This window comes from Luteitalea sp. (genome assembly GCA_009377605.1).
Classification (GTDB): domain Bacteria; phylum Acidobacteriota; class Vicinamibacteria; order Vicinamibacterales; family Vicinamibacteraceae; genus WHTT01.
The window spans coordinates 74,972-88,084 of sequence record WHTT01000001.1 but is presented as its reverse complement, the minus strand read 5'-3'; the positions used below and the strand labels follow the sequence as shown (position 1 = coordinate 88,084).

The window sequence follows — 13,113 nt, the reverse complement described above, 5'->3', positions numbered from 1 at the left end:
CCTGTGTACTCAGGGGTGTTGTCGCCCGTGCCACGAACCACGGGCCTACGAGGATGGGCATCATGAGGCTGAGATCCCGCATGCAAAGGTTGTCGGCATCACTTGTGTGCGTGGCCGTGAGCCTGGCCGGCACGGCGGTATACGCGCAATATCGAGCCAGCCTTTCGGGCACCGTCAAGGATCCCCAGGGCGCTGTCGTTCCAGGCGCTACGGTCACGCTCCGCGACAAGGAGACGAACCGGACTCTTACCACCACGAGCAACGAGCAGGGCGTCTACGTCTTCACCGCGCTCGCAGCCCGGACCTATTCGCTGGCTGTGGAGCTGCAAGGCTTCAAGCGGAAGGTCCTGGACGATGTCCGGATCATCGCTGAGCAGTCGAACGCGCTCGACGTCGCGTTGGAGCTTGGCGGGACCGCCGAAACGGTCACGGTCAGCGATGCCGCGCCGCTGCTCGACACCGCCACGGGCAACATCAGCGGCACCGTGACCGCCGAGCAGATTCAGTCGCTCCCCTCCTACGGGCGCGATCCGTTCCAGCTCCTCCAGTTCGCCCCGGGCGCGTTCGGCGACGGGGCGCGTAGCGCGGGCGGCGGCACGCAGAACCTGCCCGCGACGACGATCGGCGGCACCGGCAACGCGTCGGGCGTCTTCGCCACCGAGAACGGCGGCCAGATCGTGGCGAACGGCGCGCGCACGGGCGAGAACAACTACCAAATCGACGGCGTCGGCCTGACGAGCGTGTCGTGGGGCGGGACGTCGGTCATCACCCCGAACGAGGACTCGATCAAGGAGATCAAGATCGTCACGAACAACTACGATGCCGAGTTCGGCCGGTACCGCGGCGCGCAGGTGCAGATCATCTCGCAGAACGGCACCAACGATTTCCACGGCAGCGCCTTCTTGCGACGGATCACCCCGGGAATGAGCGCCTTCCAGGAGTACAACGGGTCCGGCAAGGCCGTGGAACGCAACCAGGCGTTGCTGAACGACATCGGCGCCACGCTCGGCGGCCCGATCCTCCGCAACCGGCTGTTCGGGTTCTTCTCCTACGAGACGATCCGCGACTCGGCTTCCAACATCACCCAGGGGTGGTACATGACGCCGCAGTACATGGGGACCGCCGCCCCGTCCGCCAGCGCCGCCGAGCGCTTCCTGTCGTTCCCGGGATCCTCGCCGCTCGCCGGCACCGTCCTCATGGGCGCCAACGACGGCCACTCCTGCAGCGACATCGGGCTCGGCGAGGGCGTCAACTGCCGGTTCATCCAGGGGCAGGGCCTCGACCTCGGCCGTCCGCTGTCCCGGGATCGGTTCCCTGTGGGGACGCGGGATCCGTCGTTCATCGACCCCTTCAGCCCCGGCCTGGGCGGCGATGGGACCGGCCGCCCGTCGAACCTGGACGGCGTGCCCGACATGGTGTTCGTGGCGAACGCCAACCCCAACGAGAGCACGAACTCGCAGTACAACATGCGCGTGGACTTCAACGCGACCGCCAGAGACCTCATCGCGTTCAGCATGTACCAGGTGCCTGTCAGCAACGACTCCATCAACGGCTCGCTCCGCGAGATGAACCAGTTCCACCACACGCAGAACAACGGCGCGGAGACCGTGCTCTGGAACCGCACCTTCTCCTCGACGCTGCTGAACGAGGTCCGGGTCAACCACGCGGGCTGGAGCTGGGACGATCTGGGGAACAATCCGGACGGCCCGTGGGGCCTGCCGTCCACGTTCATCCAGAACGTCGACGGGAGCGCCACGCTCGGGACCATCGAGGACAACCACCTGGACTTCGGGATCGGCGCACCCGGCCTGTTCAACCAGGACACCTACGGCTTCAAGAACGTGCTAACCAAGGTCCACAAGAGCCATCTGCTGAAGATGGGCGGCGAAGTGACCTACATGACGTTTGTCGACACCGCGCCGTGGTCGGCCAGGCCGTCGTACTACTTCAACAACATGTGGGACTTCCTGAACGACGCGCCGTCGGAGGAGAACGCCACCTTCGATCCGCTCACCGGCGTGCCGACCGACTTCCGGAAGGACACGCAGCAGACGCTCTATGCCCTGTTCGTCCAGGACGACTGGAAGGTCCGTGACAACCTGACGCTGACCCTCGGCCTCCGCTGGGAGTACTTCGGCTCCATCTCGGAGGACACCGACGACCTGAGCGCCGTCGTGCTCGGGTCGGGCGACGCCGCGCTCACCGATCTCCGCCTGCGCCTCGGGGGGACGCTCTACGAGTCCAACAAGACGGACTTCGGCCCGCAGGCGGGCTTCGCCTGGACGCCGACCCGCTTCAACGGGAAGATGGTGGTCCGCGGCGGCGTCGGCCTCGCCTACAACGGCTTGGACCAGGCGATCTCGCTGAACGGCCGCAACAACGCGCCGTTCCTTTCGGCTGCGGGCAACCTGACCGGCGGCCAGATCGTGTACGGCGTGGACAGCTTCCCGGCCGAGGTCAACTCGTTCTCAGGCTACGCCTCCAACCCGGCGACAATCGCCAGCTTCGATCCCGAGACCAACCTGCCGGTGCCGGGCCCCAACTTCGCGCGGATCGGGCTCACCGGCTTCCCGGCGGAATGGCCGACGACGCGCATGCTCCGCTACTCGGTCGACGCCGAGTACGACCTCGGCAGCAGCTGGGTGGCGAGCCTCGGCTACCAGGGCAGCACCACGGACCACCTGACGCGGCTATACAACCTGAACCTCGTCTCCGCCGTCCAGGGCATCCCGTTCAACCCGGTCGTGAACCAACTCACCTGGTACGCGAACGATGGCGAGGCGAGCTTCAACGCGCTCCTCGCCGGTATTCGCCACCGGTTCAGCAACTCATTCCAGCTGGACGCGCAGTACCGGCTGAGCCGGAGCTACGACCACGGCTCCAACAACTTCGCGCAGGACCACTACGTGTACGACCCCGAGGCAGCCTGGGGACCGTCGGACTACGACGCCACTCACACGTTCAAGTTCTGGGGCGTGTGGTCGCCCCAGCTCTCGGACAATCCTGACAGCTTGCTCGAGAAGATCGCCGGTGGCTGGACGCTCAGCGGCATCGTCAACGCGCACTCCGCGTTCCCGTGGACGCCGATCTACGCGGGGCTCGGCTGCGGCGTGGTGTACGCGGAGAGCTCAGGCAACTGCGATCTGCGCCCGGCGGCCTACCTCGGCGGCGCGCTGAGCGACTACGGCGACGACGCGTTCCGCCGGCCGGGCGGGAACTTCCCGGACGGCGGGCCGGCGTACTTCACCGAGCCAGTGCGCGAGCAGGGTCCGTCGTTCGTGTCGATCGTCGAGGGGGAGAATCCTCCGGGGCCGATCCCGGAGCGGCCCGGCGTCGCGCGCAACTCGTTCCGCGGGCCCCGCTACTTCAACGTGGACGCGACCATCAGCAAGGCGTTCGGCCTGCCGGCAATGCCCGGGCTCGGGAACGCGGCGCGGCTGGAGATCCGCGCAAACATCTACAACGTGTTCAACGCCGTGAACCTCTTCAACCTCCAGACCAACATTTTCGACTCGCATTTCAGCGAAGCCCAGGATGCGCTTGGGGGGCGGACGGTGGAGGTGCAGGCGAGGTTCAGCTTCTGAACGTGCCCGGCGACCCCGGTACGGTGCCTCGGACCGCTATGCGGCCGTCGCGCACATCTTGTTTTCGTTGTGCGACCGGCCGGGAATATCAAGGGGCAGCGTCCTTGGCCGGCTATCGGGGTCGCCGGCTCTTCCCAGCGCGCGGTGTCGGCTCGGCCTCGTCCAGGTCGAGACGTGGCGACGACGTTGCCGTGTCGTTTCCACGCAGCCGCTGGAAAGCGGCCCGCGCTCGCGCGGCATCCTCCTTTCGCCCGACCCTCGCGTAGGCGTTGCCCAGCGTGAATTGAAACTGCGGCTCGTCGGGCACCATGCGAGCCGCCGCTTCGAGCGCTGGAATCGCGCGCGTGATGTCGCCGGTGTCGAAGTACAGCAATCCCAGCAAGTAGTGGCCGAACGGATAGTCTGGCTGGAGCTTCACGACTTCCTGGGCGAACGGGATGCCGGCGGCGGAATCCACACGGTAGCGTGCGGCGGCAATCTGCATGCGTGCGCGGACGTGAGAGGGATCGCGCTTGATCTCCTCCCGGAACTCGGCGACCGCACGCTCGCGATCCTCCGTCGCGAGCAGGAAACGACCGTACGCGTAGTGAACGTTCGGGAAGCTCGGTGCCTCCTGCACCAGGGCGCTGTAGTGCTCCCTCGCCTCGGCGAACTGCTTGGACAGGCTGTGGCGCTCGGCGCGACCTGCGCGCAGCAAAATCTGACGGCGCGGCGAGCCCTCCGGCGGCGCGTCGTTTGGACGGATTAACAGAACGGCCAAGCCAAGCGCGACATCGAGGTTGTCATCCTCGACGTCGGCGGCCACCAGAGGCCGCGCGGCTTCGATGGCGCGCTCGTAGCGGCCCGCACGAAGCAAGAGCATCGCCTCGTGATAGACGAGCACGTGAAGCAGCTGGTCGTCCTTCTGGACGCCCAGCGTCTTAGCGGCCTGGATGTGCTGCGTCGCGCTTGCATTGCGATCGAGCTGGTACTCGCAGAGCGCCAGCATTAGGTGTGCGGTGCCGTTCTTCGGATTCTGGGAGACCACGCGCTGGAAGGCCCGCGCCGCGTCCGCGTGCAGGTCCCGGTCGTAGAGGATGGTGCCGAGTGACCACCAACCCTCCGTCCAGTCGGGCTGCAGGGCCAACGCCTGGCGATAGAGACCCGATGCTTCGTCCAGGCGGCCTGCGTCACGCGCGGCGTCGGCGCGGACAGCAATGGTTGCAAAGCCGGAAGCCGTTGACGAGCGAGCCTGTCCGGGGGCCGCGTGAACAGGCATGTGGCCAGCGACCAAGACGCCCGTGATGATTCCTTCAGAGACACGGAGGCGTCTCGCAAATCTCAGAACCGTCATGTTCATGCTCGAGCATATCAATAAAAGCGGGCACGAACTCTTGAGAACGCGAAACTTGACGCATTGAGTCAAGTTTCGGGGCTCGCAAGTGAGCGTCTCGGAGCGCGGCCGGAGGACGCGGCCCGCTAGAAGTGCATCCGCGGAGCGTGCAGTTCTCACTGGGCTATGCTTTCTGAGCGCTATGCTTTCTGAGGCAGCTTCACCGAAAGCGCCCTCGCATCCGATTGCTCTGGTTGGGAAGCCATCATGCATGATCTGGCTCGCGGCGTGATATCCGGTGTGCTGGTCGGTGTCGTCACGTGCGCCCACGGGGCCTTCGCTCAGCCGACCGTCCGAAACGTGATTCTCATCACGATGGACGGCGTGCGCGTCGAGGAGATCTTCGGTGGCCTGGATCTGGCTGTCCTCGAGTCGACACTCGAGAAGGGAGTCGAGCTCGAGGAGCAGCCTGCCTACGAGAAGTATTGGGCTGCAACACCGGAGGAACGGCGAGTCAAGCTGATGCCGTTCTTCTGGCAGACGCTCATGCGGCAGCATGGCTCGATTGCTGGGAACAGGGCACGCGGCAGCCGTGTCTGGATCACCAATCGTCACGGGTTTTCCTATCCGGGATACTCGGAGATCCTCGTGGGCGAGGCGCACGATGAGATCGACAGCAACGATAAGACGTTCTATCCGTATCCGACCGTGTTGGAGTTCCTCAGGCAACGCCTGGGTCGCACTGACAGAAGCGTTGCCATGTTTGGCTCCTGGGAAACATTCAATTGGATCGTCCAGCGCAAGGAGCGGCAGATCTTCGTCAACGCGGGGTACGAGGACTACGACGCGCCCGGTGCCGTTATCGACGCGCTGAACACGCTGCAGCACGAAGCAAGAGGAGATGCAGACGATGATCGGTTAGACGCGTTCACGTTTCGCTTCGCGATGGCGCACCTCCGCCGGCACCGACCGCGGGTGCTCTACCTAGCGTTCAGCGAAACGGATGTGGATGCACACCAGGGTCGATACAACCGCCTGCTCGACACGCTGGCGCGGCTGGACGGATATCTGCGTGAGCTCTGGACGTTCCTCGAGTCCGATCCGCAGTACCGGGGGCAAACAGCACTGCTCATCACCACGGACCACGGCCGGGGCCACACGGTCAAGGACTGGTCGGAGCACGGCAAGATCGATGGCGCACAGGACGTCTGGCAAGCGTATGTCGTTCCGGGCGTCCCGCTGCGCGGCGAGTGGTCGCAGGCCGAAACGGTCTATGCCAATCAGATTGCCGCCACGATTGCGCAGTTGCTCGGGTTCGAGTATCGCGCCGAGTATCCGGGCGCGGGCAAGCCGATTGCGCAGCTCTTCAGATAGTGCAGGTGCTGCGACGAGACCGCCGTACTCTCGTCTTGGCTACGGCCTCCTTTCACGCTCACGAACATCCATCCGCGCTCCTTCAGAAGATTCACCGTTACTTGGAATTTACCGGTGCGCGGACGTCGCGTCATACGTCTGTCATCACCCGCCGTTACGCTCAGCGGCAGCTCCCACCACGTGGGAAGGAGGATGCAGGATGTCGACAGGCGTTCATGAGCCGCTCCTGCGGCTCGGGGAAACATTCGAAGAAGTGATGGCCAGGCGCGTGGGTCGCCGGAGCTTCATCAAGGGCGCAGCTGCAGCCGCGCCTCTGCTCGTCGTTGCACCAACGGCGCTGGCCGAGCCGTCTGGCGCCGATACGGCAACACGACCGCTCGGCGGATCGAACGGTTTGACCTTCAAGACGATCCCGTTGCAGTCTGGCGAGCAGGTGGTCGTGCCGCCGGGCTACCGCGCGGCGGTCGTAGCCCGATGGGGTGACCCGCTCCACGATGGCGTTCCCACGTTCGATCCGCTTGGCCAGACACCCATACAACAGGCCCAACAGGTCGGGTACAACTGTGACTTCCTGATGTTCTTTCCGCTCCCACCTGAGCACCGCGGCAGGCGCGGGCGATTCGGGGTTGGATGGCGCAGGCGCGGTCTGCTCACGGTCAATCACGAGTACACCAACCCTGAGCTGATGTTCGAGGGCTACAACCCTGAGAGTCCACTCGAAGAACAGGTGAACATCGAGCTGATGGCACATGGCCTGTCGGTGCTGGAGGTCATCGAGTCGCGGGAGACAGGATGGGAGGTTCGCCGGGGATCCCCATTCAACCGTCGGATCACGGCGGCTACGCCCATTCTCCTGGGCGGACCGGTGGCGGGGGACGCCATGGTCAAGACGTCGGGCGATCCGAACGGGCGCCTGGCGTTCGGCACGCTCAACAACTGCGGGGGCGGCATCACGCCGTGGCAGACGCTGCTGACGGCCGAAGAGAACTTCAACCAATACTTCGCGAACAACAACGCCCTTCCAGAGAGCGATCCACGAAGAGCCTTCCACGAGCGCTACGGGATCCCGGGCGACGCCAGCGCACGCAGGTGGGAGCTGTTCCACGACCGCTTCGACGTCTCCAAAGAGCCGAACGAGCCGTTTCGGTTCGGCTACATCGTCGAGATCGATCCGTTCGATCCGCACTCGTTTCCGACAAAACGGACCGCCCTGGGTCGCATGAAACACGAGGCGGCGACCGTGGCGCTGTCGAGAAGTCGACGCGCCGTCGTCTACTCGGGAGACGATGAGCGATTCGAGCACATCTACAAGTTCGTCAGCGCCAAGCCCGTCAGCCACGTTCGTGGACACAATCGTGACCTGTTGGACGAAGGCATCCTATACGCGGCGAAGTTCAACGATGACGGGACGGGGGCGTGGATTCCCCTGATCGCCGGGCAGGGCGCGCTGGCCGATTGGACGCAAGCCGAAGTGTGCATCAACACGCGAGAGGCTGCCCTGGTATCCGGCGCGACCAGGATGGATCGTCCGGAAGATGGTGAGACGAATCCCCGCAGTGGCAAGGTGTACTTCGCCCTCACCAACAACACCGCGCGGACGACGCCCTCCGGAGACGCCGGCGAGGATGCCGCCAACCCGCGACAGCCGAATCCGCACGGCCACATCCTGGAAATTACCGAGCAAGACGACGACCACGCAGCGACGTCGTTTACGTGGGAGGTCTTCATTCTCTGCGGGGACCCCGACGAGCCCGCCGACGGCACCTACTTCGCGGGCTTCGATCAGAGCAACGTGAGCGCCATTTCCTCGCCGGACAACATCACGTTCGACCGGCGCGGCAACCTCTGGATCGCCACCGACGGTCAGGCCAGCACGTTCGGGGCGAACGACGGCATCTACGCGGTACCGACCGATGGTCGGGGCCGCGGATTCCTCCGGCAGTTCCTCAGTGGCGTGATGGGCGCCGAGGTCGCGAGCCTCGTGCTGGCACCGGACCAGCGCACGCTCTTTGTCAGCATCCAGCATCCGGGTGAAGGATCCACGCTCTCGGATCCCACTGGGCCGAGCACGCGCTGGCCCGACTTCGGCGCGGGGCCACCGCGCCCGAGCGTCGTCGCCGTGTGGCGCGAGCGACCGCCGTTCCACATCGGCGCGTAGTAATAACGGTCCTTGGTCCTTGGCTCTTGGTTCTTGGTTCGCCTTGGCATCGGGGTCATAGGCGCACCAGGGACCAAGGACTGAGGCCTAAGGACCTAGTATGCGAAATAAAAGATGAGATCCATGCCGTAGCGCTCGACGCGTTGGATGAGTGATCGGTTCGCACCGCGGCCCACGCCCTCGCCCTCCGCCACCGACGAGCGCCACCGCAGGTAGTGCGCGAGCTGGTACTCCAAGAGGAACTCGCTCACCTGCTGGGCGCCGAACTGCTGGCGAAACTTGACGAAGAGCGCCTCGCCGACCTGTTCACCCAAAACGATGGACGGACTGATGCGGCCTGCCTCGTCGGTCGTCTGGACCTCGAGGAGGTCGATGTTCAGCGCGCTGCCGAGGGTCTGTGCCAGCGGTGAGACGACGATTCCGGCAGCAAGGCCTCCCGCGCTCTCTGCGAGCGTCTGGGCCTGTCCCTGACCGAGCTGGCTCGCCGGTTGGTTGAAGATGATGAGCGCGAGGACATCTCCTTCATCGAGCGGCGGCTTGCTGGAGAGCGAGAGCTCGGGCTGCCGCGCAGTCCCATGAAGATGGACCTGCGCCTGGATGCCCTGGATGACACGTTCCGCCCAAATGTCCAGGCCGGGGTCGATGGGCCCGCCACCTCGGAACGTGATACGTCCGTCGCGCTGAATCTCGAAGCGCCGGCCCTGGAATGTGTACTGGCCACGCACCATGTTGACGCTCCCAATCAGCACAACCGGCTCTCCCGGGGATTTCGCAACGCGGAAGTCACCGCCGACCGTCGCGTTGATGTCGCCGAGCGAGAGCCCGCGGGCGCCCGGCCGGAGGCTCTGACCACGGAGGATCATGTTGTCGGGAATCCTGACCCTGACGTTCAGTGCGCTCGAGGCAAACGCGCTCGGCCGCTCGGTCGTCTGGTCTTCGGCGTCGGCCGACGGCAGCCGCGCCACGCCTCCTGGCCCAGGGGAAGGCTCGGGGGAAGGCTCCGTGCGATCGCCGGGAGGCGTCTCGCTGTCGGCGGGCAGGTCAGAAGGCCGGGGCGGCGGCACGGTCACGCTGATCTCTTCCCCGGGTCGGATCGTCAGCTCGGGCAGCTCTCGTATCGGCTCGGCGGCGTAGGTGCCTGCTCCAAAACGCTCGAGCAGTCGATCCACTTCCACTTCCGATGTCCTCACCGTGACGTCCCCCTGCACGCGCGGCCGAAGCAGCTCTCCGTCGATACGGAGGTTGAGATCGGCGTCGAGATTCGCGTACTCGTTGTTCACGAGGGCGAACTGCTGCGCCTTGACTCTCACGACGAACTCGCCGATGTCGCCGCCGTGCAGCGCCATCTGCCCCGTCACTGCCAGCGGCTGCTTTTGGGGATCCAGCAATTGGAACTCCTCGATCCGCAGCCGCTCCGGCTGGAATCGGAGACGCGCGTGTCCACCCTGATAGCGAAGCCCCGTGGCCGGCAGCGTGAATCGAACGTTGGCGAGATCCGCCGACCCAACGATGTGCGGATCCAGGCCGGCATTGGTGAGCCGAAGGTCGGCCGATGCTGTGCCCTGCATCTGCTGAATCTGTGGCACCAGCTCGTCGATCAGGGCAAGACTGAATTGTTGTGCCTGGATCGTCACGTCGAGCCGGTCACGTGCGGATGCGGCCACGTGGCCAGCGGGCGCCTCGGCGCGGGGCTGGAACAGCGTCTTCGGCACGACACCGCGCGCCGTGAGGCGAGCGTTCGCATCTTGCTGCAACTGAAGATCGACGTCCGCCAGCGCGCCGTCGTACCTGACGGTGCCCGCGAGCGACTGGAACTCGTAGTCGCCGTACGCGCCGTCCCTGACGTCGAGGGTTGCGTTCACCAACGGCGCCGCAGGCGTGCCGCGAATGGTCGCGCGGCCGTCGAGCATGCCTGCCATCCCGCGGTCGCCAATCGTGAGGTCGTCCATCTGCGAGAGGTCGACCCGCTCCGCTGTGACCTCCAACTCGGACTTGCTGGTGTCGCCGATGGCGAGCAGCCCATCGACCGCCAGCCGCTGCGCGCGGTTCACCAACTCGACTCCAGCGACGGTCACCGTCGTTTTGTCGTAAACGATGCGCGCTTCTCGGTCCGGAGGGAGACGCCAAACCACGTCCCTGCGCTCGATCGAAAACTCCTCCAGTTGGACCTCCTGGCGACCATCGAGGAGGGATGCACGGCCGCGTGTCTCGATCGAGCCGCGCGATTCCAGAGCACTCGCTCGAAAGTCCAGCGTGCGGTCTGCATACGTGGCGTCGGCGGTCAGCGTCTGCAACTCGACGCCGGGCGCTCCAACACGACTCGCACGCGTCTTGGCCTCGCCTCTGAGCCGAGCAACGTCGAGCTCTGGCAGCACCAGCTGAAACGTCGAGTCGAGCTGTGCGATCGAGAACCGTGCGCCGTACGCGGCTGTCTGCGCCTCGAGCGTTCCGGTAGTGGTGAGCTCCGAACGCCGGCCCGTAATCCGCCCCTCGACGGTTGCCGCTCCCTTGACCGGTTGGCCGATGCGGCGCGCCAGAGGTTCGACGTCGTCCGACACGATCCGATAGGTGACTGACCAGGGCGTCTCCTCATCGAGCGAGGCCGTGCCCGCGCCAGTCAGTGAGTATCCCGGCCCATTGGCGCTCAGCGTGTCAAACGTTGCGACCCCTTTCTCGTAGTCACCCTTTGCTTCCATCGCATTGACGGTCACACCGGCAACCTCCGAATCCTGCAGCGCAACGAGCCCGCTCACGTCGAGATACTCGGGTGTCAATGGTGCGCGGACATCTGGAAACCAGAGCCGCACGTCGGCCGAACCGGTGAGTCGACTGGTGACGCGCTCGACGTCAAACAGTGTCTCGAGGTCGTAGTCCACGAAGCGACCATCAGCCGTGACGTCGAGTGAGTTGTCGGCCATGTTGGCCTTGAAGCGAAGCTCTGGAAGCTCGCCGCCCATGATTGTCGAATCGACCAACCTGCCAGATCCGGAAACGATCGCCGGCGTGTCTGGCGCCACGGTACCGCGCGCGTCGAACTGGCCGCCTAACTGGCTCCTGAATCGGTCTGCGGCTAGCGCCTCGACATCCAGCGCACGACCCAGTCGCTGAAGATCCAGCCCGGTGACGGTGCCGCTGGCTTGATAGTCGAACCGGCGCGGCCGGAAGGCAAAGCGCGCCACGCTGCCTTCACCAACGGTCGTGCCTTCGACGACCGACGGCGCATGAAACGTCGCGTCCCCCCCGATCGCGCCCTCGGGCCCGTGAACGTAGTAGTCGAGGTCGAGACTGGTCGCGAGCCGTGGGAGGTCGAGCACACGCGGCACACGGCGCATATCCACCTGCTGCACGCGCCCGCGGAGATCCAGCGCCAACGGTTTCCCGTCCACCGGCACATCGAGCGTGCCGCTCGACCTCACCCGCGCACCGTACGCCCTGCCCACCGCGCTCGCAATCGTCACCCGCCGCCCGTCGACTCGCCCCTGTGCGGTGAGGTTTTGGGCCTCGTAGCCGAACGCTCGCGCGACTGGGCCCTGAAATCGGTACGTGCCGTCCGCCATGCCCTCGCCGCTCCGCGGAGGGAAGTGGAGATCGAACGTCACATCACCCGTGATGTGCGTCTGCCGCTCGGCGTCATCGAAAATCGGTGCGAGGTCCACGTCCTGTACGGCAAGCGTGCCGCTGAGCGCTCGATCGGGGCCCACGAAATCCGCGAGGAGGCTACCATCGGCCTGGCCCGCCTCCGAGCGCAAGTCACGGACCCGGATCTGCATGGCAGAAGCAGGACCATCGACTCTGGCGCCAAACACTGGATTCAACCGCATGTTGCGGAGCGCCGGGAGGAGCCCTGCCCACTCCGGCAGCCACACGCGCGCTGCCTCGACGTCCAAACCGTAGCGCGCCCTGTCGGCGAAGTCTGCGATCGAGCCGTGCACCTCGAAATCACTCTGCGCGGTGACGACATGGATCCGATCGAGCGTGACCGTCCCTTGGTCAAAGACCATCGTGCCCGTGAAGCTGCGCATCGCGAGGTCCGCTTGATCGGTCACGAAGCTCAGGCGGTTGACGGCAATGCGAAGACCGTCCGGGCTGTTGCTCAGGGCGAGATCGGTATCGATCTCATCGAAGCGGCGGGGCGGTCGTGGATCGTGCTCGGGTTCGACAACGAACTGTCCGCCGGTGAGGGAAATCCGGTTGAAGGTGAGCCGCGGGCCGCGGCGTGGACCTGCAGAAGGCCGCGGCGCGAGCAGTCGTCCAAGGTTCCAACCGTCGCCCATTCGACGCAGCACGATCACCGGACGCTCCAACGCCAAGCCATCGAGCGTCACACCATTGGAAGCGACCCTCGTCACATCGTAGGTCGCCTCCACCTGCGCGATTGTGATCGACGGGCGTCCTTCCTGACGCAAGACAACGTCGGAGAGGGTCACGCGGGTGAAGAGGTTGCCCTCGAGGCGGCCGATGGAGAGCTCGCCGTTGAGCACCCGGTTGGCCTGGCCGACCGCGAGGCGGCGGACGCGCTCCTTGAACCATGGCGTCTGGGTCGCCACCAGGGCGAGCGCCACGAGCCCGACCACGAGTGCCGCGAGGATGACGAGAACGCGCAGGGTACGTCGAAGCAACCGCACTTCAGATGAGACTCAATCCGTTAGGAAATCGTCGGAACGTCGGAACCACTCGCCTTCGAA

5 protein-coding genes are annotated in these 13,113 nt (G+C 65.4%); 3 read left to right on the top strand and 2 right to left on the bottom strand.

Going from position 1 to position 13,113, the window contains the following annotated elements:
- Nucleotides 1-53 precede the first annotated feature (53 nt).
- Complete coding sequence (locus tag GEV06_00340) at nt 54-3,584, top strand: carboxypeptidase regulatory-like domain-containing protein (protein ID MPZ16352.1); 3,531 nt, start codon at nt 54-56, stop codon at nt 3,582-3,584.
- A 112-nt stretch (nt 3,585-3,696) separates the two neighbouring features.
- Here GEV06_00340 and GEV06_00335 read toward each other — a convergent pair whose 3' ends face one another.
- Entirely contained in the window at nt 3,697-5,454 is a 1,758-nt protein-coding gene (locus GEV06_00335; GenBank protein MPZ16351.1) for a tetratricopeptide repeat protein, read from the bottom strand.
- Between GEV06_00335 and GEV06_00330 the strand changes: the two genes are divergently transcribed.
- Both GEV06_00330 and GEV06_00325 read left to right on the top strand, forming a co-directional pair.
- Nucleotides 5,164-6,270, top strand: a complete 1,107-nt coding sequence (locus GEV06_00330; protein MPZ16350.1) for a phosphoglyceromutase — start codon at nt 5,164-5,166, stop codon at nt 6,268-6,270. The genes GEV06_00335 and GEV06_00330 overlap by 291 nt on opposite strands.
- 199 nt (nt 6,271-6,469) lie before the next feature.
- Nucleotides 6,470-8,428, top strand: coding sequence for a DUF839 domain-containing protein (locus GEV06_00325; GenBank protein ID MPZ16349.1), 1,959 nt, complete (start codon nt 6,470-6,472; stop codon nt 8,426-8,428).
- Nucleotides 8,429-8,523: 95 nt separating this feature from the next.
- On the opposite strand, the gene GEV06_00320 is transcribed toward GEV06_00325, so the two are convergent.
- Nucleotides 8,524-13,047 carry a hypothetical protein gene (locus GEV06_00320; protein MPZ16348.1) on the bottom strand — a complete coding sequence of 1,508 codons (4,524 nt, stop codon included), beginning with the start codon at nt 13,045-13,047 and terminating at the stop codon, nt 8,524-8,526.
- Between the last annotated feature and the right edge of the window lie 66 nt (nt 13,048-13,113).

Bases quoted from the DNA above. Each gene is read 5' to 3' on its own strand.
- GEV06_00335 (MPZ16351.1), bottom strand. From the start codon at position 5,454: ATGCTGCCGCATGAGCGTCTGCCAGAAGAACGGCATCAGCTTGACTCG.
- GEV06_00330 (MPZ16350.1), top strand. From the start codon at position 5,164: ATGCATGATCTGGCTCGCGGCGTGATATCCGGTGTGCTGGTCGGTGTC.
- GEV06_00340 (MPZ16352.1), top strand. From the start codon at position 54: ATGGGCATCATGAGGCTGAGATCCCGCATGCAAAGGTTGTCGGCATCA.
- GEV06_00325 (MPZ16349.1), top strand. From the start codon at position 6,470: ATGTCGACAGGCGTTCATGAGCCGCTCCTGCGGCTCGGGGAAACATTC.